Consider the following 23,103-nt stretch of genomic DNA (forward strand, 5'->3'; position numbering starts at 1 on the left):
ACCGAGAGGTGGGAAAGGAGTACTCCCTGATGTTTAATATTCGCCAAGAACGTCTATTTTCCTTGGAGGAAATTTTAGAAACTTCTCCAAGAGATTCATATTCTCTAATTCTTGGGTCTTTGGACATTATTCCTTTACTCAATGCAGTTTCTAAAAAGGCTATCTTTGGAGCCCCAACTCAACTAAACTATTCTGCTATGATCTACTCATTAATCATTCGAGTAATTGAAAGAATCCCTACAATTAAGGATTTGCGTAAGCGGTTAAAGAACAGCTTAGAGTTTCGATTCGACTGTGGATTCACTCTTGCTGACTCTGTTCCTAGTGAAGCATCCTATTGCCGGATGATTAAGAAAATCCAAGATTCCTCTGCCTTGGCAAATTCTCAGGATGATTTGGTGCTTCAGGCATTCAAAGAAGGGTTTATCGGTCCGAAATGTGCTGTTGCAATCGATGCTACCCATATCGAAGCCAGAGATCGCAAGCCTGAAAAAAAGAAGGAAAAAACAGTGGTTGAGCAAGCTCCCAAAAAGCGTGGTCGAAAGCCCAAAGCAGAACGCGAGGCTTGGCTCAAAGAACAGGAGGAGCTAGAAAAGAATCGCCCCATATTTGAAAAGAAGATTGAAGATCAACTTCCCTACAGCTTTACAGAATTAGTACAACACATCCCACTTGATCCTCAATGGGGTATTAAGAAGAATTCAGAAGGTAAAAACGTGTTCTGGTATGGCTTCAAAGGGCACCTCCTTGTCGATTGTAAGGGCCAATACGTTTTAAGCTCCTTACTCTCTTCGGGGAATATAAATGACGGAAAAATGGCCATTCCTCTAATTAAAGCTCTGAGTGAAAAGCACCCTTATTTGAACCCCTCCCATATCCTTGCGGATGCAGGATATGACTATGCTCCAATTTACGAGCAAGCTAGAAGTATAGGAGCACAAGCGCTGATTGATTACAATCGACGAAATGAGCAACTTCCAGAGGGCAAAGATAAATATTTTCGTCCAATATGCCAGAAGGGTTATTCATACCGCTACGACAGCTATGATCCATGCTATGACACTGTAAAATATACTCAACCCAAGGAATGCAAGGAGTGTTCACTTAGGGAAAGCAATACCTGTCAAAGGGTGTTTAAGATGAAGGTTTCATCAGATCCTAGAAAATACACTGTACCAGCTAGGGGAAGTGACCGTTACTTTGAACTTTACAAACAACGAACTGCTGTAGAGCGAGTCAATGCGTATCTCAAGGAGTATTTCCAGCTCAACAATATCCGTCATCGTGGAAAACGTGCCCAAGTAGATTTTCAGTTTTCAATCTTGGCCTATACCCTATGCAAATTAGCTGTCGATCGCCTAAATAAGTCAACGAGTATGGCCGCTTAGTTTTTTAAAAAACGGAAATTCCGAAATTCTGTTAGTCTGTTTTATTTTCGGACTAACATTATGAAATTAACTCAACTATTAAGGTTATTCAACCATAGGTTGAATAGATAGGATTTTCAACTGTGGAGTTATTGAATCGCTCCTTTCCGAACAATAAAATAAGTCCTGTAGAGAGGAGCGTGAAAGCATGAAAGGCGAATTGGCTAAAAATATTTGCAGATATCGCAAGGAAAAAGGATTTACGCAAGAGGAGCTTGCCAGGAAACTGGGAGTAACATTTCAAGCCGTTTCAAAGTGGGAAACGTCTCAGACTTTGCCGGACATAACCCTGTTGCCGGGGTTGTCACAACTATTGGATATAAGCATTGATAAGTTACTGGGTTTCGTTTCTTATGATAAGCAAATAACTATCTATGAGGAAGAATATAAGACTCAGGAGTATTACTGGGGTATTGTGCCTTCAAAAATGTGTTTGCGTGTACTTGAGTTAATACCGCCAACTACTCGTTTAAAACTATTGGATATCGGATGCGGTGAAGGGAAAGACGCTGTGTTCTTTGCAAGGAATGGTTATGACGTAACCGCATTTGATATTTCTGATGCCGGCATCGAGAAAACAAAGCGTCTCGCTGACAATGCCGGTATCCAAGTTAAAGTATTTAAGGCAGATATTTTGGATTACCGCTTGGATACTAATTTTGATATCCTATTTTCAAGTGGTGTTTTGCATTATGTTAAACCTCAATTGCGGAAAGAGATATTCAGCAACTATAAACAATTTACCAACCCTAATGGTTTGCATATCTTTAATGTGTTTGTAAACAAACCGTTTATAGATCCACCTCCGGAAAAAGAGCCGACCGCGTGCAAATGGGTTTCAGGTGAACTATTTACACATTATCATGATTGGTTGATTCAAGAATGTTCAGAAGTGATTTTTGACTGTGATTCCTCCGGCATACTGCACCAACATGCGATGAATAAGGTGATTGCTCAGAAATGCCGGTGCAAGAGAACGTAGAAGTGAGGGTAAAGCAATGGGCCATCTGGGTTTTTCATATATAGGGCTGATTTTTCTGCTGATGCTGACAATTCCTAACCTCCTATGGATAAGACATCAGCCCCAGGGGTATGATTTTCGAATCGAGAATAAGGTCCTGTTGTTCTTTGAGCGTATCGGTCAGGTTCTTGTTACCTGTACGGCCCTTATTTTCTCAGACTTTAATCTTCGCCCGTGGTCTTTATGGACGCTGTGGCTTGTTGCTGCAGTGATACTAATGCTTATGTATGAAGTTTGGTGGTTTCGGTATTTCAGAAGCCAAAAGACATTGGGGGACTTTTATAGCAGCTTTTGCGGTGTTCCTGTAGCCGGTGCGACACTGCCTGTTATGGCGTTCTTTTTGCTTGGCATCTATGGGAAAGTAGCCTGGCTTTTGATAGCGGTCGTGGTTTTAGGAATCGGGCATATCGGTATCCACTTGCAGCACCGCAAGGAAATTAACGGGTAAGCTCAGTTGCTATCATTGCCAAGTATTTTGACACCTGATTTAGGAGGCCACAATGTTTGAATATGTATTTATAAATATGGATAACCCCTTATATCAACAGGCCGTGGATTTGCGTTACCGGATCTTTTTCAGGCCATGGAATATTAAGCAAGAGATAATCTTTGACTCATATGAGGACACAGCAATTCATATGATTTGTCTTACGGAGGGAAAAATTAATGGATATGCCAGATTGAATTATGAAGGTCAGGAAGCAATATTATCACAGATAGTTGTGGACGAGGAATATTGGAATCAAGGTTTGGGAAGTGAATTGGTAAAGTGTTTACTTGATAAAGCCCGCTTGGATAAAAAGGATAGAGTAACCTTAGCGCAAAAGTAGAAGCAACCAAATTTTATAAAAAATTCGCTTTTGTGGGTCACTGGAGATAGTTTTTCATCCCCTAAAACAGGACTTCCTCATATTAAAATGATTCTGCAATGAAATGTGGAAAGAAAGATACTTGGAACAAAGTGAAAAGAGGTATTTTTATGTCGGAAGTAATTATCAGACTGTGTGAGAGGGATGATTTGTCTGACGTAGTTAAGTTGATGAATGAGCTCAGGGAAGTAGTCCAAGGTGATGAAATCGCCTTCCGAGACGTGAACAAAATCTTTACGGAAATGGAGCAACGACCAGAGCTATATTTAAATGTAGTTGCGGAGATTTCGGGAAAAGTGGTAGGATTCATTTCCGCGATTTTCTATAGAACGGTTTTTCATAAGGGTGGTACGGCACTCATTAATGAGTTGATCATTACCCAGGCTGAGCGTGGGAAAGGAATCGGCAAAAGATTGGTTCAAATGGTTCAAGAGGAAGCTTTAAAAAGAGGCTTTGATGAAGTTGAAGTAGGAACAGAGAGGGCCAATGAAGGAGCGCAGGGATTCTATCGAAGATGTGGTTTCAATGAGGAATATGTATTATTGGGAATGGAGTTTGAATGAACCCTATGGTAGAGGAGGGGACCGATTATGGTGAAAAAAGGTATTTCAATTTGCTGTATGTTGATTGCCATAATTTTGATGGCGACGCCATATGGTATAGCTATGACATTTGCACCTGGTCCCACAGAACTTGTAACTAGATATTTTTCATATTTTAGTCTGATGCCCTTCGGATATGGTAACTGGCTCCCCATTATCACAGCTCTTTTATCCATTGTTGTCGTTTTTCTGCTCTTACTCGGTATCAGAAAAGCGAATACGGGAAAGGCAGTGCGAGTTTGCTTAGTAGTATGTATTATAGCTTCGGTCTTATCATGGAAATCCATCAGTCAAGTTGGTGTTTGCGTAGCGGCTTTGCATAGTATTGTGCTTATGCTGCAACTGCCACAAAACTCTGTTCCTATAAAATAGCTTAATTCTATTTCTCCGCCCAGCTCTCCGAAACCAGCACATCAACTTTCGTCGGCACTTTGGGCAAAATGGCGTTAGCGGCTTCCTCCATGGTGGACTTAAGTAAAGCAGCCATTGTATGAGCTTCTTCTGCCGGGCTTTCCAGCAGAATCTCATCATGAACGATCCCGACGATATAGGTATCGGTTCCCGCTAAGCGTTCAATCAAAAGCCCCAAGGCTTTTTTCACAATATCCGCCGCGGTTCCCTGGACAGGTGTATTATAGTATCCGGGCAACCCGGCTTTTTCATAATAGACGAATTTTCTGCCGGCCAAGGTTCGCCCTTCTTTTGGGAGATGAGCCTTAATGGACTGGTGCCAGCGGTGGATTCCGGTATAGGCTTTGAAAAAACGCTCCCGGAATTCTGTTGCTTGTTCCAGGGACATCTCCACACCGTAATTTTGCTGGGCATATTGTTGGAGCCCGGGTGCCCCCATGCCGAAGATCAGCCCGAAATTCACGGCTTTAGCAGCCTGGCGTTCTTGAGGAGATATTTCTTCAATGGGTTTATGAGCGACAAGGGAAGCGGTCAGCAGATGCAGATCCTCGCCTTGCTGATAGGCTGAAATCATCCGGGTATCTCCGGAGATTTGCGCTGCTACCCGCAATTCGATTTGGGAGTAATCGGCTAAAATCAATTTCCGCCCCGGTGGTGCGGCAAAACAGGCTCTGAATTCCGAATCCCGGGGAATTTGCTGGATGTTGGGATTCCAGCAGCTCATTCTGCCGCTCCAGGCGCTGATCTGGCCGTAGCGGGGATGGAGCCGTCCCGTCACTGGGTGGATCAGGGGTGTAAAAGGCTGCAAAAAGGCGGAGATGGATTTGGCGGCTTTCCGGTAAGAGAGCAGAGTTTTGACTAAGGGATGCCGGCGATGGGGATAGAGGTCTTGTTTGGCCGTAGCAGCCACCGGAATGCCGTGCTCGTGCAGTACGTTCAAAACAAATTGCTGGCTTTCAAAGTTTTGATTGATGGCCACGTCTTCCCCCCAGAGGCTCATCTGCATCAGAGGCCTTTCTACATAGGTATAGAGCTCGTCAAGGGCTGTTTTACGTTCTGCCTCCGTTTTCTCATAAAGCTCCTGCCATTTTTGCCGATCAAGATAGATACCCCGGTACTCAAGATGGGCCATGGCTTTGACGCAACGGAACTCGATCTCGGCGATTTGGGTCAGGTGGTTTTCCAGGATTTGCGGGATCATCACCTTGCGCAATCTCAGGAGAATCTCCGCATCCCGGGCGGCATAGAGGATCTGGGATTCCGTCAGCTCTCCCTGCCAGTTGCTGGTCTGTTCCTCTTTATCCAGATCCTCATTTAAATAATGCTGGGCCAGCGCCTTCAAATTGGACTGAACAGGGCCCCCTGAGCCCCGCAGAAGCTGGGAGGCCAGCATGGTATCAAAGAGAGTTGGGGGAAAGATGTCCAGTGCCATCAGAAATTGCAGATCGAACTTGGCATTCTGAAAGACTTTGACGCCTGAAGTGGATAGGATAGCGTTGATAAGCTCCCGGCCTTCGGGCAGGAAAGAAAAGCAGTCGATCACAAGCACCGGGAGGTCTTCCGCTGCCAACTGGATCAGCCGGAGCTGGCAGGTGTGGGGGTCCAGTCCGGTGGTCTCGGTATCCACCGCGATGACCTTGGCGGCTGTCAGCTTTTCCATATAGGGCACTAGATCAGCAGGGTGGAGGATGCGTTTTATATCCATAGCGTTTAGATCCATAGTTCCTCCTTTCGGCCACCATAAATCAAATCATAGCAAGCCTGTGGAATCATGGGGACAAGCCGATTTAGCGTTTACATTAGTGGAGTTAGGGGCATACCGATTATATCACAGCGGAGAGAACCGATAAATGGGTTGAACGCTCCTCTCCTGGTTGTCGCAGCCGTATTGGATATGGATTTGGAGAAGACTTTTACTGAGGCTGATTTGAAATCGATGGCTCCAAAGCAATGCTGGGGCAGATTACCCTTGAGGATCTGCATCAGTATAAAGATAAAGACGATATATCAGTTTACGAAGCTATGCAGGAATATGGCCTTGTTCCGGAGAATGTTCTGAAAGCGAAGGTAGATCTGAGCACAATCAAGGCATTTATCGAAATGCATATTGAGCAAGGTCCGGTGCTTGAGCAGAAAAAAATAGAAATGGGTCTTGTTAAACTCATGGCTACAGTTGGCAGCGTATGCCTTCCGGAGCAGGACACGATACCTTGGCTATCGGTCAGGTTCTAGATACAGTAATGGTATTTGTGCCGAGTAAGGACGGCAGGAGCCACTGCCCTGTCGAATGGAGCGAATACGCTGATATAGCCAAAGCGGTTGCTGTTATCTATGATTTGATTCTGAATATGCAATAATACTTATACACCATGCAATAATCACTATGAGAAAGGTAAGGATAATCATGATTAAGAAAGCCAAAGATTTGCCTATCGAATTGGAACCGAATTTAAAAGGTGGCAAGGATACGGTCCGTATTGTTAATATTCTGCAGAAGGATGAGATGTACGGCACCGGTCGTCTTTTCGGGGTCAGCATCATTCCCCCGGGAGGCTCCATCGGTCAGCATACCCATGCCGGTGACTTCGAGACCTACTATATTCTCAAAGGAAAAGCCCTTGTTAACGATAATGGTAACATCTGTGAACTTGGGCCTGGGGATATGACTCAATGCAAAGAGGGGGATTTTCATTCCATCGAGAATATTGGTGACGTTGATTTGGAATATCTGGCGGTAATCCTTTATTCGGTAAAAGAATAATATAAAAAAGAACCCGGTGCGGCAGTTGCGCACCGGGTTTTGTATGAGGAGCGGGGTTAAGTAATCATAAATGTACTTGGAGAAGAAAATGGTATAATGGCATTAAAACAGCTTATCCATAAAAATAAGTTTGGAGGCTTTATGATGAGGTGGGAATTTAGGGAGTATATTATAAATACTGATAAGTCGTTGGTGTCAGCGGATCGGGTGAAGGAATTTTTGTCCGATAGTTACTGGGCTGGTGACAGAACAAAGGAGCTTATTGAAAAGACGATAGAGCATTCATTTTGTTACGGAGTATATTATAGAGAAGAGCAGGTTGGTTTTGCTCGTGTTGTGACCGACTATGCAACGATAGTATGGATAAGTGATGTTTATATCGATAGAAATCATAGGAGGAAAGGGCTTGGTAAAAAGCTGATAGCATGTATTCTGGAGACACCAGAGTTCAAAAATGTCAGGATCGCTTTAGTAACCCGAGATGCTCATGGGTTGTATGAACAGTTTGGCTTTGAGGGAGTCGAATCAGTATTCATGATGCGAAAGCCTGTTTAGGGCCTTGAAGTCCCCGATCTATCGTCGAAGAAATTAAAATTCCAATAATAAGGGAGAGGCTTATTTGTCTACCAGGTATAGAATAGGAATAATTGTTGCTGTGATAATATGCGTATATGTAAAAGAAAAGTATGGGTAAGAGGCTAACGAGATCGAAGGTTGTGCCCGTGACATTTGAGTGATACGTGGTATTTTTGTAAAGGTGAAAAAGATGATAGTCTAGGGCGCGCCGTCTGTGGGATATCACGAATATTGTAAAACAGAGGAGTGCATATAATGGCAAGAAAAAGGCGAGCAGTGACTTTCATAGTTATTCTATATAGCTTATTGAGTTTTACAATAGGGTGTGCAGAACACCCAGATTCTGCAAAGGATACCATAAATGAGATTGTAGAATCTTACTATAAGAGGTTTGAGCCTACGAACGAAGGTGAGTTAATGATTCTTGCCCAAAGGCCGTTAGACGATAAGGTTTTAGTTTTGGCGGAAAAATATTCGGGCGACGGTCATTCATCAACAGAGTTGTTCCTGATCAATAGCGAAAAAAGTATCGAAAAGAGGGCAACAGGTTTTACACCCCTTAGTATGTGTTTTACTGTCAATCTATTGGAATATGAAAATAATGCTATAGTATTTGGAAGTTTCAATGATACTAAGTGGGAGATAGAGACAGATACTAAAAAAACCGTTGATATACAGAGCATTTTGATTAAGTTTAAAAATGGAGAAATAATCGAAGAACCTGTGGGACTGGGCTATATCATTTCTTTGAAACCGGTTGCGGAAGTTGAAGCGATCGAACTGTATGATCATAATGGTCTATTGCAGAGTGATTTAAATGATTTGCGTAGATATGGCAGCGTTTTCACGGAAACTTCATTTATCGATATACTGTAGAAAGAGTTTGATAACGGGACATATTGGGAATCCCAGGAATGCTATCAGAGAATTATCATTAGCAAATGCCTAGGAAGCTTTAAATAGTTATAGGTAGTGATTTGGGGGAATTACTGATGCATCTGCAAGCCGGTGTTAAAGGACTAATATATCTAGCAATAGTTAGTGTTATGCTGGGAGGATTATTAGCCTTAACAACCTGCTTCGTTTTGGATGATCCTCCGATAAGAGGATCGCAGCCGTTCATAATAGAGACCGGTATTGAGGAGCAGGGGCCGGTACTTCGGTTGTTAACCCCAAATGGGGAGAAAAAGTTTGAACTATTTGATGGTGAGTTTGCTGATGGAACCAAGATCTTTGGGTCATCTGTGTATAAATGGAAATCCGATAAGTGGACTTTTGCACACATGGGGCAACAGCCTTATAAGCCTGAAGATCCGGTAAGAATGTCGAGCCTGGACTGCTTCGGAATACTCGAAGTAATTGACCCGGAAATCATAATTGTTGAATATGAAACGGATACGGAAAAGAAACTATTGTCTATTGCTGAAGTAAATTCCCGTAGGTTTGTTGCGTTTCAAACAGAACCTGGGAATAAGGACTATTATCAAATTCGTTGTAAGTCTAAGGATGGTGAAGTTTTATGGCAGCTTTTCCATGATAATTATTGGGGGAGAGAGTCTTCAGGTTGAGGTGGCGGGTGGCCATATAGGCTCAGGAGCAGGACAGTTCAAGTATAGGTCAAATTCCCAAACGTTTGGGAATTTTGTTTTTTAGCCAATCCGATGGTGTGGTAGTCAATTGTGAACAGGATATCTGAAAGCTCTATGATCGGTGCTAAGGCTGCTGTTGAAGAGCGGTGCGGTATGTTGCTGAGAAAAACAATGCCAGATGAAAAGGATGCTAAAGAAAAAACAGGTCTAAAGGCGGGAAGTATCCCGCCTTTAGCTTTCTATCCGGTGGTGTTGGCGGGAAATCCGGCAGATTGTCGCCGGTATGATTATTTGAACTGAGTTAATTTCATAATGTTAGTCCGAAAATAAAACAGACTAACAGAATTTCGGAATTTCCGTTTTTTAAAAAACTAAGCGGCCATACTCGTTGACTTATTTAGGCGATCGACAGCTAATTTGCATAGGGTATAGGCCAAGATTGAAAACTGAAAATCTACTTGGGCACGTTTTCCACGATGACGGATATTGTTGAGCTGGAAATACTCCTTGAGATACGCATTGACTCGCTCTACAGCAGTTCGTTGTTTGTAAAGTTCAAAGTAACGGTCACTTCCCCTAGCTGGTACAGTGTATTTTCTAGGATCTGATGAAACCTTCATCTTAAACACCCTTTGACAGGTATTGCTTTCCCTAAGTGAACACTCCTTGCATTCCTTGGGTTGAGTATATTTTACAGTGTCATAGCATGGATCATAGCTGTCGTAGCGGTATGAATAACCCTTCTGGCATATTGGACGAAAATATTTATCTTTGCCCTCTGGAAGTTGCTCATTTCGTCGATTGTAATCAATCAGCGCTTGTGCTCCTATACTTCTAGCTTGCTCGTAAATTGGAGCATAGTCATATCCTGCATCCGCAAGGATATGGGAGGGGTTCAAATAAGGGTGCTTTTCACTCAGAGCTTTAATTAGAGGAATGGCCATTTTTCCGTCATTTATATTCCCCGAAGAGAGTAAGGAGCTTAAAACGTATTGGCCCTTACAATCGACAAGGAGGTGCCCTTTGAAGCCATACCAGAACACGTTTTTACCTTCTGAATTCTTCTTAATACCCCATTGAGGATCAAGTGGGATGTGTTGTACTAATTCTGTAAAGCTGTAGGGAAGTTGATCTTCAATCTTCTTTTCAAATATGGGGCGATTCTTTTCTAGCTCCTCCTGTTCTTTGAGCCAAGCCTCGCGTTCTGCTTTGGGCTTTCGACCACGCTTTTTGGGAGCTTGCTCAACCACTGTTTTTTCCTTCTTTTTTTCAGGCTTGCGATCTCTGGCTTCGATATGGGTAGCATCGATTGCAACAGCACATTTCGGACCGATAAACCCTTCTTTGAATGCCTGAAGCACCAAATCATCCTGAGAATTTGCCAAGGCAGAGGAATCTTGGATTTTCTTAATCATCCGGCAATAGGATGCTTCACTAGGAACAGAGTCAGCAAGAGTGAATCCACAGTCGAATCGAAACTCTAAGCTGTTCTTTAACCGCTTACGCAAATCCTTAATTGTAGGGATTCTTTCAATTACTCGAATGATTAATGAGTAGATCATAGCAGAATAGTTTAGTTGAGTTGGGGCTCCAAAGATAGCCTTTTTAGAAACTGCATTGAGTAAAGGAATAATGTCCAAAGACCCAAGAATTAGAGAATATGAATCTCTTGGAGAAGTTTCTAAAATTTCCTCCAAGGAAAATAGACGTTCTTGGCGAATATTAAACATCAGGGAGTACTCCTTTCCCACCTCTCGGTGTTTGTGTTTTGGACGACTACAATTTCGAGATGTTGGGGAGGTACTCCTTTTTTAGTTGTCAAAAAAAGTAGAAATATCAATGGGTTCAAGTTATGAAACTAATTCAACTATATGAAATTATCGGGAAGAAAGATATGGCCATCAGCGTCTATATTAAATGGAGGCGAGTAAAGTGAAGAAAATAGTTGCTTTTGCGGTTATGATTATAGCTCTCTTGCTTAGCGGGTGTTCTACTAAAGAGATAACGAGTGAAAATAGCGTCATAGGAGCGGATTACCTAAAAGATAAGGGCTACGAAATTATTGCGTATGAGGGTAACGCAGAAAACTATATCCTGACTAAGGAAAAGCTCATGAGCATGCCTTATATGATTTACTGGGGATTGCAAAGGGAAGATCCCAGCAAGCACCTGGGCAAAGAGGTGTATGTGGAAAAGTTCATCATTAAGAATCATCCTTTTGATAACTGGCAGTCTACAAGCAGGTATCCTGAGAATATCGTAAAGTCAAAGGGTGAAACCCGTGTCTGGGTATATATTGCTGATAAAGAGGTTGTCGGCGGAATTTCCTATCCGGCTATCGACGAACCAATGGCCGGCGGCTATTGGTCTCTTGATGGCAAGACATTGGAAGAAGTTCACTCCATAAATTATAGTGATTGGCTTGAGCAATGGCAAAATAAGTTTGATTATTGAGCCAGGGCAGGTACGATATGTAAAATAAGTGGATAAATTGGAGGAATGTTTAAGTATATATTGAATTGTACTGTATAGGCACTTTATAGGGGAGAGCTGGTTTTACTATATTGCTCCATGGCCGGAACCTGATTAAGAAGCCTGTTTTTATAGATAGGGCTAAATATGGATGGAGGGGATCAGAGTGAGAAGAGTGCGTGTTAAACCGAGTAAATCTCAGTCTTTTGTTGGGATGATCGGTGGGGCCGTTTTTGTTATTATCGGATTTAGTATTATACCCATGATGGGGATGTTCGGTATTTTTTGGACCATAATGGCGATGGCTATAGCAGGAATGCATGCTTATAATTACTTTACTGATAAAGGTGTAGCTTCTTGGGAGATAGATGTAGAGCCTAATCATCAAGGTATTAATAGGGAAGAGGATTTTGAGGCAAAGCTACGCAAGCTTAATAGGCTTAAAGAGGACGGATTAATCACAGATTCTGAATTTGCAAAGAAACGTGCTGATATCATGAAGTCGGAATGGTAATGGGAGAGAGTATAATGCGGAAAGCTTTTGCCTTTTTTACTTTGATAAATATAGTGATATTGCTTAGTTACTGCGGATAAGGTCTATCGAGAAAGTGATCGATGAGGTGAGAGACTAAAGTGGACAAAACAGAGCGGACTATCGAAACATACGACTTACATGCTAGTTTGTATGAGGAAAAGTTTATGAATTTTCCTGGGTATGCTAAGAGAATTCAATCCTTTGGCAGAATTTTAGCGGCTGGAGCAAAAGTCCTTGACCTTGGGTGTGGTCCTGGAAATGTAGCCAAGCAATTGGTTGAATTGGATAAGGAATTCGAGGTTTTAGGGATAGATCTTTCCAGTGAAATGATCAGGCATGCAAAGGTAAATGTAATTTCCCCCTGCGTCGAGTTTAGGGTAGGAGATATTAGGAATATGGATTTAGAGGAAAATGCCTTCGACGCAGTAATAGCATCCTTTTGCTTACCGCACTTAACAGATGAGGAAGCTGGGACGTTTATCCAAGATATTAGCAAAGTATTACGTGAAGGGGGGCTATTGTACCTAAGTTGTATGGAAGGCTGCAGATCTGGTTTCGAGACGACAAGTTTTAGTTCGAATGATTTTATATTTTTTAATTACTATTCGGAAGAGTTCATATCGAATGTATTATGTACGAACGGTTTAAAGATTAATGAAGTTCAACGTGATGAATATCTTGAAAGTGATGGAAGCAAAACGAACGATATGTTTTTTCTTGCAAAGAAGCAGTGTGTAACAGGCGACGGCCCAGAACATATTTGAAACCGTCACAACAGATTGCCATTATCGCCAGGAACTTCTGCCGTCCATGATGGGATGTAGATGAGAGGAGGAAAAAGATGCCTGAAATTATCCTTATAATCTATTTAGCATTTTTCGCTTTCATAATATTCTTTATGATAAGTATCATTAATTTTATGAAGAGGAAAACCCAAAATGATGAATTAATTATCATAAAAATCGAGGAGCTGATAGATAAGCTTCCGGGCAAAGATAGCTAAAGTTTGGATAAGAATGGCTCTGCGGTCTATGAATCATTTGCGCAGTACGAGTAAGTAAGGTTAGTGGAAGGTGGTGGAGCTTTTGCAAAGGAAAGTATTTTCCATAGTGCTGGGCATTATACTTATGTTTACCGTCATGCCCATGGCAGTCTATGCCGATATAGGCCCTAAGCCTTCCGTGGTTATTGACTTCAAGGGTCTTGAAGACGAAAAATATTATGTAACTCTGCTGTCTGAGATAGCTTCCACTGGACCTCATAGTGCCTTAGGAGAACATCCTGGTAACCAAAGATATCATGAAGGTGATGAAGATTATGAGATTTGGGAAAAGCTCCTTTCCTATCAGGACAAAGACGGATATTATTTTTTGCAGTATTTCGGAGAATGCAGCGAGACAGCCCAGTTTACCTGGGGGTACTATCCACCGCCCAAGTTTAAAATTTTAATTTACTTTCCTGCATATGATCAATTTGCCGTTAGTGGAGAAGCATATGAACGCTATGCTTTTCACAGTTATTATAGTACCGATGTGAAAGGTTTGGAGTTAGAATCAATTACACCCATTGAGAATATCGAAGCGGTGAGGAATTATGATTATACATGGGAACTGATTTCTCTTCTGGCCAGAATTATCGCAACTGTGGCGATTGAAGTTCTGATTGCGCTACTGTTTGGTTTCAGAGCCAAAAAGCAGCTTTTGCTTATAGGAACTGTAAATGTTGTTACTCAATCGATCCTGAACATCCTGCTCAATGTTATCAACTATAATCAAGGGAGTATGATGTTTGTATTTAACTATATTTGGATGGAATTTCTTGTGTTTGTCATTGAAGCAGGGGTGTATTCTGCTCTTCTGCCTAAATACAGCGGTAAGGATTTGAAGAGAAGATGGCTTATTCCCTTCTATGCCCTGGTTGCCAATGCGGTATCCTTTGGTTTGGGGCTCTATATGGCTTATTTGATACCCGGAATTTTTTAGCTGCTCAGGGAGTGGCCGTACAGAAGCAGGGTGCTTTAAGTATTTGCTTTAAATATCAATGAAGGAGTGTTTTGATTTATGATTAATGGAAAAATGAAAAAAACGCCGCCATCGATTGATGAGTGGCTCAAAGAGGCAAAAGCTGATCCGGCGGCAGTACAGGAGGGAATGTTTCTGGTTCATAATGGCGTTGTGCGTCAAACGCCTAAGGCAAAAGTGCGCCAGGGAATTGATGACGGGTCCATGGTAAAAGGCATGGAATTCGCTTATGATGCGGCAAAGGTTGATGAAGTAATTGCGGAAACTTATAAGATGGACGGGATTTTCCATGTCAGGGTTTGGCTTAATGAAGGTCAGCTTGAGCTGGGTGATGATATCATGGTTGTCCTGATAGGAGGAGATATCAGGCCTCATGTGGTGGATGCTCTCCAATATCTGGTGGGAAGGATCAAAAACGAATGCGTTACCGAAATTGAGCGGAAGTAGTCAGGCAAAGGGAGGCCGGTATGGATTATAAATCCCTGTTAATAAACTTTATGAGCGGAACAGGAAACTCCTTCAGAGCCGCCGCATGGATGACGAAAATGGGTAAGCAAAGAGGGATAAGGTCGGAGCTGTATCCGATCGCCAGATGCCGGGAGGAGTCTGATGTGGATAAAGGCTCCGGTGAGCTGTTGGGAGTGGTGTTTCCCACCCATGGATTTACAGCACCTTGGCATGTGATTAGGTACGCGCTGCGTCTGCCTTTGGGAAGGGGAAAACATGCTTTTGTGGTGGCCACAAGAGCCGGGAGTAGAATCGCTTCTATTCCGTTTCCCGGAATGGAGGGGACTGCGGGTTATCTTATTGCCCTTATACTGATTTTGAAGGGATACAGTGTTCGGGGAGTTATGGGGCTTGATATGCCATCCAACTGGATAGCATTGCACTGGGGGCTGAATTCTGTTAATTCCGGATTCATCATTGATAGGGCAAAGGCTAAGGCGGATGCTTTCATAAACAGCATTTTAGAAGGTAAGAAAGGGTTTAGAGGGATTGTCCCCCTCATCCTGGGCCTGATGCTGAGTCCCGTTTCTTTGGGCTATCTGATTATAGGGCGTTTTTTTCTGTCGAAACTGTTTTTTGCCTCCGGGGATTGTACGGGTTGTGGTTTGTGTGCTGAAAGCTGTCCGGTTAAGGCTATAAAAATGGTGGGGAATAACAAACCCCGACCATATTGGACATTTGCTTGTGAAAGCTGCATGAGATGCATGGGCTATTGTCCTAACCAAGCCGTTGAAGTGAGCCACCCCTTTGCCGTTATCTTGTATTTTTTGGCGACACTGCCGGTATCCGTCTATATATTAAATGAACTAGGTGAATCCGCGCCCATGGGACCCTATTTGTTTGTTGTGAGTGCTCTGCTTAATTATAGTTACATCTTGTTTGTGTTTTTTATAGCCAACCTTGTTCTTTTTTTGCTTATTCAAATTCCTCTGCTTAATAAGCTTTGCACCTACACGACATTGACCCATATTTACCGCCGGTATCATGAGCCTGATACAAAATTAGGGGATATGCTCAAAAAACAAGTCTAGGGGAGTGCAAACTATTGAGATACTTAAAAAAGATGAATCTATTCAAGAAAATCGTACTTTTTTTACTTAGTACGGTGATCGCATTCAACATTGCACTTCAATTAGTTTTAACACTGAGCGGAGCTGGATTAACGGTTTTAGATATTTATGCTCAAACCTTGCCCCGGGAAGATACGAAAGCCATAAACTACAGCCCTGGGTATTTCATGGAAACAAAGAGCTATTTCGAAAAACAGGAAAAGGGGCAATGTGCCGGCTTTTCTTCTGCTTATGTTCTTAGAGTTTTGGGCGAAGAAATAAGCGGGAGGGACAATTATCAAGAACTTGGGCACAAATTTTCCAATGGGTATGTAATGCCCCAAGCACTAATAGACATTTTTGAGAAATATAATTATCAAGTGAACATGTTTAGTGGGAATCTGGAACAGCTGAAAACACGGCTAAATCAGGGAAAGCCGGTTATTGTGTTAATAGGACATTTTGTCAGCTGGCAACACTATGTAACGGTTGTCGGATACGATGAAGACACTATTTTTCTCTATGATTCAAATATGGATACTGATAATTCCAGAGGGTATAACAGAACAATGACCAATGAGGAATTCTTATCTCAGTGGAAAAATGAAATACCTTTTTTTGAACAAATTTACTTTGTAGTGGAGCAGTAGGGGAGGGGTTCCGATGAAAGTCTTTATGGGGTCCTTTCAAAGCCTGAACAGGATAGGACGGGTCGGAATATTTATTGGCATAGCAGCTACTGTAAGCGGAATTATAGTGTTTATTTTATGGGCATTATGGGCAATTCAATATACATTCAATGAAACGATACCCATAATTTTTATAGGATTTGGGCTCCCGGTGATTCTTGGACTAGTGGCTTCATTCTATGGAATCATTCGGTTAATGTATGGTGTGTTTGTTTATTCTCTGCCACTCAGCCTTTACGCAGCAATGACGCCAAGCGTCCTTAGATTTTTTTTGTTGGTTTCACTTGGTTATTTAGCTTCTGCCATTTTATTAACATTGGATAGGAAGGTCCGGAGATAGGTGGTAAGGTGTATAGATGGTCATTTGGGCGAGGTGATTTTGTGAAAAAAGCAGTTAAGTATACGGGTATCGTTGCAGTTATGATAGCCGGTTTATTTCTGAGTTTATACTTTAACAATGCTATTGGTACTCCTAAAGCAAAGATTGAGAAGGATGCAAGAATTTCTCATAAAATTGATTCCAGCTGGCAAGTAGCAAAATCAACAACGGATGCCATGTCTGCCATGCTTTTTTATGATAAAGACAGTAGTAACTACATCTTCTCAATCTATGAAAATAGAAAAGGGCTATCATTTGGCTACTTCTTCCGCAGCGGAGGCTCAACAAATACGGAAAATGAAGGTATTACTGAATACAGAGCAGAGGGACGTCAGGAAAAGGCTTATCTTTCAATGAACAAGCAGCAGGTTGCAAAAATTGAAATTGATAATGGCAACACTGTCGAAATTATTGATATTGATCATACAAAACCCTTTGCGATTGTTCTACCTGTGGGCTCAGGTGCGATAAAAATTTACGATAAAGACGGTAGCGTGTTGCCAACAATCCCCCAAGCATTATAGATTGATGGAATTATATGGGCAGGATGAAGAGCGAGCCAAACTTTAAAGAGTGGAGGATGAGATGAATCTAAAGTCAAATCTGAAGTCATTTATTATACTGGCATTACTGCTGCAACTTATCATTATCATGCTAATACTTAAATCGGGCGTAACTATGCTGGTTTTGGCAGTTGGCTCCTTGGTATTGGCTATGTTGTTAAGTGTTAATAGAGCTTTCTATGAGAGATTTTCTGCTTTTCTGAATCCAGGATTCTATCGAAGCTGTGGCGAGAAGGGTAGCAGCCTTTATAGGAAGAAGAGAAGGTATAGCACCATGAATTTCTATATATTGGCGATCCTTGCTCTTAATGGATACAGGGTATCGATGTTGGACAGCGCTCCTGGATTACTGTCGGGTATAAATCAATTCATATCCTTTGCACTTGTTGCTTTTGTTCTGCTTTTTATAATCGTTTTCTTTTCGATTATATTAATCAAGAGCTCGGATGAGGATCTGCTGTGGAATATGTTCATGGGGATTCTATTCATTGCACTCTCATTTATAGTATACTTTTCTTTCCTATAATGTCTTTGGGAAATCCTCATATCCATCTTGAAAAAGGTGAGGGAATGAAAAGAAGGATAATCCTTATACTTCTCATACTAATAGTGGGCTTAAACGGATGCACTCAGGAGGCAAGTACATCATCAAATATTCCGGAAGAGAGAAACCAAATTTCATCATAAGGAAGTAGAATAATGACAGAACTATGGGATATCTACGATAAAAACAGAACTTTAACCGGGAGAACAATGGAACGGGGAAGCCAATTTGCTAAAGGCGATTATCATCTGGTTATTCATGTTTGTATCTTCAACTCAAAAAACGAACTGTTGATTCAAAAACGGCAACCCTGGAAAAAGGGATGGCCTAATATGTGGGATATCACTGTCGGGGGAAGTGCTTTGGCCGGTGAAACCAGTGCGGAAGCCGCCGAAAGAGAAACCTTTGAAGAAATAGGCTATAAAATTGATTTGTCCGCTGAACGCCCATTTTTCACCGTGAATTTTGAAAGAGGCTTTGATGACTATTACCTCGTTGAGAGAGATATCGACATCAATGGCTTATGCTTGCAATATGAAGAAGTTCAATGTGTGAAATGGGCAAGTAAGGATGAAATCATGCAGCTTATTGAAGAAGGTCAATTCATTGGTTATTGGTTTATGGAACAGCTTTTTGACATTCGGAAACACAGAGCCGGATATCGCTTTACGGGATGAAAGGGGATTAATGATGAAAAATTATATTATCGTTTGTCTGGTTTGCTTCTTAGTGTTGCTGGCAGGCGGTGTTACTGTGGTACAGCAAAGCTCTTCCCTGGAATTTGCTTTCGACAATAGGGGGCAGTACACCGGATTTAATAGCATACCATCCAGATATACACCGGAAATGGCTCAAAATGCCGGATACTATGTCATGAGTGATTCAGAGGTAGTTGCCAACGGCGGTTTGTGGGATGATTTTCTGGCGGCTTCTTCCCAAGGGAAAAATACTTCCCTGCGCATGGCAAAATTCTATTCAGAGTATGGAAACAGCCCCTTCTTCGCTGACTTATTCTACAATGAGGGTTACTACTATTTATTTGATTCCAGTGCGAAGGATTTGAGTGGAAGGCCCTTTAAGCATCTTTTGACTCTAAAAGGGAAGTTTGGCAATCCATTGAGAGATAGTGGTGTGGTCGTATTGGCCAATGATAATTCCCTGACCTTTGATTTGATAATGTCCGGCATGGTTTCAAGCAACTTAGAATACATCAAAAGTATACCGGAATATCAACTCATTATGTTCCTCATCTAAGATCTGTGATAGCGGAGGGGCTTAGAGGACGCTTTATGAGCACAATGTGCTTAAGAGGCGCCCTTCATCTTTGGGGACGATACTTAGGAGATAGCCCCTCCTGAAGGGGGGAATTTGGAGTTTTTATATAAAGCATGGTAAACTATTAAGATAATCATTGTTTTAACCAAGACCTTATGAGTTTTAAAAAGAAAGGAAAAGGCTATGAGAAATTCCAAGGGCAAGCTTATCCTCGCTGCAATTTGGATAGCGTTCACTTTAATCTCTTATTATTTTGCACTCGTCCCTATTAACCTGCAGTCGCCCGGTTTCTGGGTATTTTTGATTTACGTTCTAGGGGTAGGTGCCGGGCTGTTTTTGCTTCATCAAGTATTTGTTGAAAAGAGGCTCACCCTCACCAAGCATATCGGTTCCTATCTCGTTATGGCTACCTTGCTTGTGACTATCGTAGGGGGGATTATGCTCCTTTACTCCCTGCCCGTCTTCCATGCCAAAGCTTATGCCAATCTCATTGACAAGCAGGAAGGGGATTTTGCCAAGGATGTAGAGGAACTACCTATTAATCAAATTCCCACGGTAGACCGGGATACGGCCTTGAGACTTGGGGATCGAAAAATGGGTGAGATCGTCGAACTGGTCTCCCAATTCAATGTGGCACCCGATTACACCCAAATCAATTATCAGGGAAAGCCGGTCCGTGTGTCTCCACTGGAGTATGCAGACTTCTTCAAATGGCTGAGCAACACCAAAGAAGGACTTCCCAGCTATATCAGGGTGGACATGGTCACTGGAAACGTGGAGCTCGTTACTCCGGAACAGAGCATCAAATACTCCGAGAGTGAACTCTTTTTTGAAAATGTGCGGCGTTATTTGCGCATGCATTATCCGATGGCTATTTTTGGTGATTTCAGCTTTGAAGTCGATGAGCAAGGGGTACCTTATTGGATTGTCTCTGTGCGGCATAATACCATCGGACTTTTCGGAGGAACGGATATTAAGGAAGCTATCATGCTTAATGCGACCACCGGCGAACATCAGAAGCTTAAATTAGAAGAGGTTCCGGAATGGGTGGACCGGGTCTATGATGCCGACCTTGTGGTGGGTCAGGTCAATTATAACGGCCGCTATCAAAACGGCTTCATCAACTCAATTTTTGGTCAGAAGGGTGTTCTTGCCACCACCGAAGGGTATAATTACCTGGCTCTTCACGATGATGTGTATCTGTATACGGGGATCACTTCCGTGGTACGGGATGAGTCCAACATCGGATTTATTCTGATCAATATGCGGACAAAAGAAACAACCTTCTATGGCATTCCCTCGGCCGAAGAGTATTCAGCTATGGGCAGTGCACAGGGGGCAGTTCAGGAAAAAGGCTATGTATCTACGTTTCCTCTTCTCCTCAATATTGAAGGGAATCCGGTCTATTTTATGTCTCTGAAGGATGCGGCAGGGTTGATCAAGATGTATGCCCTGGTGGATGCTCAGAATTACCAGAAGGTTGTCGTGGGCAATACTCTTGAAGAGGCCTTGAGAGCATTTACCGGCCGATCGGGAACGGTGACAGAAACCACGCCTGAGGAACCAAAAGAGGAATTCGACATCCAAGGGAAGATCACGGATATACAGAATGTGGTTATGGATGGCAACACCTATTTCTATATTCTTCTCGACGGCCGGAGCGACATCTTTGTCGCCAGCATCAAGGTCTCGGAGAAGTTACCTTTCTTAAAGATTGGTGATGAAATCCAAGGCCGCTATGTGGAGAAATATAAGGGTGTGCATGAGATAATGAGGCTGCAATAGAGGTAGTAATTAAGGTACAGGGGATTTTAAGATTCCTGTCCCTGACCATACCCGATTGAGGATAAAGCCAAAAAGGAGTATCGCCCTGCTCGATCATGAGCAGGGCGATGCTCTTTTTTATGCCTTGCCTTGGCAATGAAAAGGGAATAAGGGGGCTTAGCCTACCAATTGCACCTGGTAGGCTTCAAACCAATAGTCCAGCTGCACCAGCCAAGCCAGCAATTGCGGAAGCCCCATCAACTGGCCAAACCAGGTGTTATTTCCAGGACTTATAAGGCGATTGAGCACATCCTTTTGCAATAGCTCTGCCAGCATGCCGCTGCCGGAGTCCAGCCGCTTCCGGAAAAGATGGAATACCAGCTCTTCATAATGAGGATCATGGGTTTTAGGGAAGGGGCTTTTTTTACGATAGAGGATTTTAGGAGGCAGATAGTCCTGCATGGCGGCCCGAAGCAGTGCCTTTTCGACGCCATCCTTGAATTTAATCTCCCATGGCACATTATAGACGTACTGAACCAAGCGGTGATCGGAGAAAGGAACCCGGACTTCCAAGCCCGAAGCCATGCTCATGCGATCTTTGCGTTCCAGCAAGGAGGTCATAAAGTAATTAATGGAAAGCCAGCTGGCGATGCGGGAGTTCTGCATAGTCTCCGACTCATCTGGAAGCAAGGGGCAGGCCTCGACGCTCCGGCGGTAAATCTCCGAAGTGTACGCAAAGCCCTCCTGGGGGCGAACCAGTTCAGGCTTGAACAGACTAATCCGGGCATGGGGTTCGTGGATCCAAGGGAAAAACCCCCGTGTGAGCATTTCCGGACGATAAAACCAGGGGTAGCCCCCGAAGACTTCATCAGAGCATTCTCCGGATAAAGCCACCGTGTGGTGTTCTTTTACCTGACGGCAATAAAAGAGCAGGGAGGAATCGATATCTGCCATGCCGGGATAGTCCCTATACCTTACGGCTTCATCCAGGTAGTCCACCAAATGCTCCTTTTTAGCGGTCAGAATCTGATGCTGTGTGTGCAGGTGCTGAGCCAGATAAACGGCAAACTCGTCATCACTTTGCGGTTGGAAAAGAGTCTGCTTAAAATGGTCTTTATTGCCTTCATGTTCAAAGGAATAGGTAGCAAGCTGCCGTCCTTCGGCTTGATATTTTTGCGCTGCCACGGCGGTGATGATTGAAGAATCCAATCCTCCGGAAAGGAAAGTGCAAAGAGGGACATCGGAGACCAGCTGACGTTCAATGGCATCCACCAACAGATCCCGGGTGGTGGCGACGATAGCAGCTTCGCTGTCCTGATTCTCATAAGCCTCCATGGTCCAGTATTTGGCGATCTTCAACTCTGCTTCAGATGCTCCTGGGGCAAGGCTATAGAAAGCATGGGAGGCGGTGGGCAATTCGAAGATATCCTTAAAGATGGCGGTGCCTTCCTCTTTGACAGGCATCATATAGAGGAGCTGCCATAAACCCTGGTAATCCAGACGGGGTTTCACTTGAGGGTGCTTGAGGAGGGCTTTGATCTCCGAAGCGAAAAGAAGAGCGCCCTCTACAAAAGTGTAGAAGAAGGGTTTGACGCCGAAGCGGTCACGGGAAAGATAGGTCTTTTTTTCTTTAGAATCGTAGATTACAAAGGCGTAAATGCCGTTTAATTTGCTGGAGCATTGTTCTCCCCAGATGATATAGGCATAGAGCACTACTTCCGTATCACAGTAAGTTTTGAACTTAACTCCGTGCTCAAGGAGCTCTTGCCGTAAATCTGCGGTGTTGTAAAGTTCGCCGTTGTAAACAATGGTATAGTCGTATCCCTGATGGGTGGCGGTCATGGGCTGCCGGCCTTTTTCAATATCGATAATGGCTAAACGGTTATGTTGAAAAGCAAAATGTTCTCCGTATTCAAGGCCGTTTTGGTCCGGACCCCGATGAATTAAAGTCTTCCCCATAGTGCTAAGGCATTGTATCTCCTGGGGAGAAATCTTCCGTTTAAAATTTACTAATCCAAGAATGGAGCACATCAATAAACACCTCGCAAA

Annotated in this window: 28 protein-coding genes; 25 read left to right on the forward strand and 3 right to left on the reverse strand. The window is 42.9% G+C overall.

The genetic code is table 11. The annotated features are described in order from the left end of the window. Nucleotides 1-29: 29 nt before the first annotated feature. From DHAF_RS04840 to DHAF_RS04865, 6 genes are all read left to right on the forward strand, one after another. Nucleotides 30-1,388, forward strand: coding sequence for an IS1182-like element ISDha11 family transposase (locus DHAF_RS04840; RefSeq protein ID WP_015942619.1), 1,359 nt, complete (start codon nt 30-32; stop codon nt 1,386-1,388). A gap of 187 nt (nt 1,389-1,575) precedes the next feature. Next, nucleotides 1,576-2,409 carry a methyltransferase domain-containing protein gene (locus DHAF_RS04845; protein ID WP_005808755.1) on the forward strand — a complete coding sequence of 278 codons (834 nt, stop codon included), beginning with the start codon at nt 1,576-1,578 and terminating at the stop codon, nt 2,407-2,409. Nucleotides 2,410-2,425: 16 nt separating this feature from the next. Next, entirely contained in the window at nt 2,426-2,896 is a 471-nt protein-coding gene (locus DHAF_RS04850) for a hypothetical protein (protein WP_005808757.1), read from the forward strand. Nucleotides 2,897-2,948: 52 nt separating this feature from the next. Further along, nucleotides 2,949-3,278, forward strand: coding sequence for a GNAT family N-acetyltransferase (locus tag DHAF_RS04855; protein WP_015943124.1), 330 nt, complete (start codon nt 2,949-2,951; stop codon nt 3,276-3,278). Nucleotides 3,279-3,427: 149 nt separating this feature from the next. After that, nucleotides 3,428-3,880 carry a GNAT family N-acetyltransferase gene (locus DHAF_RS04860; protein WP_015943125.1) on the forward strand — a complete coding sequence of 151 codons (453 nt, stop codon included), beginning with the start codon at nt 3,428-3,430 and terminating at the stop codon, nt 3,878-3,880. A gap of 27 nt (nt 3,881-3,907) precedes the next feature. Next, nucleotides 3,908-4,291: a hypothetical protein gene (locus DHAF_RS04865; protein ID WP_015943126.1), complete on the forward strand. Its 384-nt coding sequence runs from the start codon at nt 3,908-3,910 to the stop codon at nt 4,289-4,291. A 7-nt stretch (nt 4,292-4,298) separates the two neighbouring features. On the opposite strand, the gene DHAF_RS04870 is transcribed toward DHAF_RS04865, so the two are convergent. Continuing rightward, nucleotides 4,299-6,050, reverse strand: a complete 1,752-nt coding sequence (locus DHAF_RS04870; protein WP_005808763.1) for a bifunctional 3'-5' exonuclease/DNA polymerase — start codon at nt 6,048-6,050, stop codon at nt 4,299-4,301. Nucleotides 6,051-6,280: 230 nt separating this feature from the next. On the opposite strand from DHAF_RS04870, the gene DHAF_RS26315 reads away from it, so the two are divergent. The 7 genes from DHAF_RS26315 (at nt 6,281) to DHAF_RS04900 (ending at nt 9,556) form a co-directional block, all read left to right on the forward strand. Then, entirely contained in the window at nt 6,281-6,562 is a 282-nt protein-coding gene (locus DHAF_RS26315) for a hypothetical protein (RefSeq protein ID WP_041271920.1), read from the forward strand. Further along, nucleotides 6,514-6,687: a M20/M25/M40 family metallo-hydrolase gene (locus DHAF_RS26255; protein ID WP_242659936.1), complete on the forward strand. Its 174-nt coding sequence runs from the start codon at nt 6,514-6,516 to the stop codon at nt 6,685-6,687. Before DHAF_RS26315 ends, DHAF_RS26255 begins: the two co-directional genes overlap by 49 nt. 47 nt (nt 6,688-6,734) lie before the next feature. Then, entirely contained in the window at nt 6,735-7,091 is a 357-nt protein-coding gene (locus DHAF_RS04880; RefSeq protein ID WP_015943127.1) for a cupin domain-containing protein, read from the forward strand. Between the two features lie 96 nt (nt 7,092-7,187). Further along, nucleotides 7,188-7,646 (forward strand): GNAT family N-acetyltransferase, encoded by a 459-nt coding sequence (locus tag DHAF_RS04885; RefSeq protein ID WP_041271921.1) that lies wholly within the window; start codon nt 7,188-7,190, stop codon nt 7,644-7,646. Between the two features lie 276 nt (nt 7,647-7,922). Beyond that, entirely contained in the window at nt 7,923-8,543 is a 621-nt protein-coding gene (locus DHAF_RS04890; protein ID WP_015943129.1) for a hypothetical protein, read from the forward strand. Nucleotides 8,544-8,659: 116 nt separating this feature from the next. Then, on the forward strand, nt 8,660-9,235 hold the full coding sequence (locus tag DHAF_RS04895) for a hypothetical protein (RefSeq protein ID WP_015943130.1): 576 nt from the start codon (nt 8,660-8,662) through the stop codon (nt 9,233-9,235). 111 nt (nt 9,236-9,346) lie between these two features. Continuing rightward, on the forward strand, nt 9,347-9,556 hold the full coding sequence (locus DHAF_RS04900) for a hypothetical protein (RefSeq protein ID WP_242659937.1): 210 nt from the start codon (nt 9,347-9,349) through the stop codon (nt 9,554-9,556). 71 nt (nt 9,557-9,627) lie between these two features. On the opposite strand, the gene DHAF_RS04905 is transcribed toward DHAF_RS04900, so the two are convergent. Then, the gene (locus DHAF_RS04905; protein WP_015942619.1) at nt 9,628-10,986 is read right to left on the reverse strand and encodes an IS1182-like element ISDha11 family transposase; all 1,359 of its coding nucleotides are present in this window, start codon (nt 10,984-10,986) and stop codon (nt 9,628-9,630) included. A 202-nt stretch (nt 10,987-11,188) separates the two neighbouring features. Here DHAF_RS04905 and DHAF_RS04910 point away from each other — a divergent pair, with 202 nt between their 5' ends. From DHAF_RS04910 to DHAF_RS04970, 12 genes are all read left to right on the forward strand, one after another. Continuing rightward, nucleotides 11,189-11,710 (forward strand): hypothetical protein, encoded by a 522-nt coding sequence (locus DHAF_RS04910; RefSeq protein ID WP_015943132.1) that lies wholly within the window; start codon nt 11,189-11,191, stop codon nt 11,708-11,710. 184 nt (nt 11,711-11,894) lie between these two features. Then, on the forward strand, nt 11,895-12,242 hold the full coding sequence (locus DHAF_RS04915) for an SHOCT domain-containing protein (RefSeq protein ID WP_015943133.1): 348 nt from the start codon (nt 11,895-11,897) through the stop codon (nt 12,240-12,242). 119 nt (nt 12,243-12,361) lie between these two features. Beyond that, nucleotides 12,362-13,027: a class I SAM-dependent methyltransferase gene (locus DHAF_RS04920; protein ID WP_011461763.1), complete on the forward strand. Its 666-nt coding sequence runs from the start codon at nt 12,362-12,364 to the stop codon at nt 13,025-13,027. 312 nt (nt 13,028-13,339) lie between these two features. Further along, entirely contained in the window at nt 13,340-14,245 is a 906-nt protein-coding gene (locus tag DHAF_RS04925; protein ID WP_242659982.1) for a hypothetical protein, read from the forward strand. 78 nt (nt 14,246-14,323) lie between these two features. After that, complete coding sequence (locus DHAF_RS04930; RefSeq protein WP_005807790.1) at nt 14,324-14,731, forward strand: molybdenum cofactor biosynthesis protein MoaE; 408 nt, start codon at nt 14,324-14,326, stop codon at nt 14,729-14,731. A gap of 20 nt (nt 14,732-14,751) precedes the next feature. Beyond that, a complete protein-coding gene (locus DHAF_RS04935) occupies nt 14,752-15,822 on the forward strand; it encodes an EFR1 family ferrodoxin (RefSeq protein WP_005807789.1) in 1,071 nt (356 codons plus the stop codon). A gap of 14 nt (nt 15,823-15,836) precedes the next feature. Next, the gene (locus DHAF_RS04940) at nt 15,837-16,490 is read left to right on the forward strand and encodes a C39 family peptidase (RefSeq protein WP_011461761.1); all 654 of its coding nucleotides are present in this window, start codon (nt 15,837-15,839) and stop codon (nt 16,488-16,490) included. Nucleotides 16,491-16,503: 13 nt separating this feature from the next. Beyond that, nucleotides 16,504-16,869 (forward strand): hypothetical protein, encoded by a 366-nt coding sequence (locus DHAF_RS04945; RefSeq protein WP_015943136.1) that lies wholly within the window; start codon nt 16,504-16,506, stop codon nt 16,867-16,869. Nucleotides 16,870-16,910: 41 nt separating this feature from the next. After that, complete coding sequence (locus tag DHAF_RS04950) at nt 16,911-17,432, forward strand: hypothetical protein (protein ID WP_015943137.1); 522 nt, start codon at nt 16,911-16,913, stop codon at nt 17,430-17,432. 738 nt (nt 17,433-18,170) lie between these two features. Then, the gene (locus DHAF_RS04960; RefSeq protein WP_005807782.1) at nt 18,171-18,692 is read left to right on the forward strand and encodes an NUDIX hydrolase; all 522 of its coding nucleotides are present in this window, start codon (nt 18,171-18,173) and stop codon (nt 18,690-18,692) included. Between the two features lie 10 nt (nt 18,693-18,702). Next, nucleotides 18,703-19,269 (forward strand): hypothetical protein, encoded by a 567-nt coding sequence (locus DHAF_RS04965; protein ID WP_011461759.1) that lies wholly within the window; start codon nt 18,703-18,705, stop codon nt 19,267-19,269. Nucleotides 19,270-19,473: 204 nt separating this feature from the next. Continuing rightward, the gene (locus tag DHAF_RS04970) at nt 19,474-21,075 is read left to right on the forward strand and encodes a hypothetical protein (RefSeq protein WP_005807777.1); all 1,602 of its coding nucleotides are present in this window, start codon (nt 19,474-19,476) and stop codon (nt 21,073-21,075) included. Nucleotides 21,076-21,231: 156 nt separating this feature from the next. Here the strand turns inward: DHAF_RS04970 and asnB are convergent, their stop codons facing one another. After that, nucleotides 21,232-23,085 carry an asparagine synthase (glutamine-hydrolyzing) gene (gene asnB / locus DHAF_RS04975; RefSeq protein ID WP_005807776.1) on the reverse strand — a complete coding sequence of 618 codons (1,854 nt, stop codon included), beginning with the start codon at nt 23,083-23,085 and terminating at the stop codon, nt 21,232-21,234. Between the last annotated feature and the right edge of the window lie 18 nt (nt 23,086-23,103).

The organism is Desulfitobacterium hafniense DCB-2 (genome assembly GCF_000021925.1).
GTDB classification, from domain to species: domain Bacteria; phylum Bacillota; class Desulfitobacteriia; order Desulfitobacteriales; family Desulfitobacteriaceae; genus Desulfitobacterium; species Desulfitobacterium hafniense.

Coding starts and splice junctions, on each gene's coding strand:
- DHAF_RS26255 (WP_242659936.1), top strand. CDS start 6,514: ATGCCTTCCGGAGCAGGACACGATACCTTGGCTATCGGTCAGGTTCTA.
- DHAF_RS04840 (WP_015942619.1), top strand. CDS start 30: ATGTTTAATATTCGCCAAGAACGTCTATTTTCCTTGGAGGAAATTTTA.
- DHAF_RS04905 (WP_015942619.1), bottom strand. CDS start 10,986: ATGTTTAATATTCGCCAAGAACGTCTATTTTCCTTGGAGGAAATTTTA.
- DHAF_RS04865 (WP_015943126.1), top strand. CDS start 3,908: ATGGTGAAAAAAGGTATTTCAATTTGCTGTATGTTGATTGCCATAATT.
- DHAF_RS04930 (WP_005807790.1), top strand. CDS start 14,324: ATGATTAATGGAAAAATGAAAAAAACGCCGCCATCGATTGATGAGTGG.
- DHAF_RS04945 (WP_015943136.1), top strand. CDS start 16,504: ATGAAAGTCTTTATGGGGTCCTTTCAAAGCCTGAACAGGATAGGACGG.
- DHAF_RS04970 (WP_005807777.1), top strand. CDS start 19,474: ATGAGAAATTCCAAGGGCAAGCTTATCCTCGCTGCAATTTGGATAGCG.
- DHAF_RS04885 (WP_041271921.1), top strand. CDS start 7,188: ATGGCATTAAAACAGCTTATCCATAAAAATAAGTTTGGAGGCTTTATG.
- asnB (WP_005807776.1), bottom strand. CDS start 23,085: ATGTGCTCCATTCTTGGATTAGTAAATTTTAAACGGAAGATTTCTCCC.
- DHAF_RS04895 (WP_015943130.1), top strand. CDS start 8,660: ATGCATCTGCAAGCCGGTGTTAAAGGACTAATATATCTAGCAATAGTT.
- DHAF_RS26315 (WP_041271920.1), top strand. CDS start 6,281: ATGCTGGGGCAGATTACCCTTGAGGATCTGCATCAGTATAAAGATAAA.
- DHAF_RS04870 (WP_005808763.1), bottom strand. CDS start 6,050: ATGGATCTAAACGCTATGGATATAAAACGCATCCTCCACCCTGCTGAT.
- DHAF_RS04845 (WP_005808755.1), top strand. CDS start 1,576: ATGAAAGGCGAATTGGCTAAAAATATTTGCAGATATCGCAAGGAAAAA.
- DHAF_RS04850 (WP_005808757.1), top strand. CDS start 2,426: ATGGGCCATCTGGGTTTTTCATATATAGGGCTGATTTTTCTGCTGATG.
- DHAF_RS04880 (WP_015943127.1), top strand. CDS start 6,735: ATGATTAAGAAAGCCAAAGATTTGCCTATCGAATTGGAACCGAATTTA.
- DHAF_RS04890 (WP_015943129.1), top strand. CDS start 7,923: ATGGCAAGAAAAAGGCGAGCAGTGACTTTCATAGTTATTCTATATAGC.
- DHAF_RS04965 (WP_011461759.1), top strand. CDS start 18,703: ATGATGAAAAATTATATTATCGTTTGTCTGGTTTGCTTCTTAGTGTTG.
- DHAF_RS04855 (WP_015943124.1), top strand. CDS start 2,949: ATGTTTGAATATGTATTTATAAATATGGATAACCCCTTATATCAACAG.
- DHAF_RS04860 (WP_015943125.1), top strand. CDS start 3,428: ATGTCGGAAGTAATTATCAGACTGTGTGAGAGGGATGATTTGTCTGAC.
- DHAF_RS04935 (WP_005807789.1), top strand. CDS start 14,752: ATGGATTATAAATCCCTGTTAATAAACTTTATGAGCGGAACAGGAAAC.
- DHAF_RS04960 (WP_005807782.1), top strand. CDS start 18,171: ATGACAGAACTATGGGATATCTACGATAAAAACAGAACTTTAACCGGG.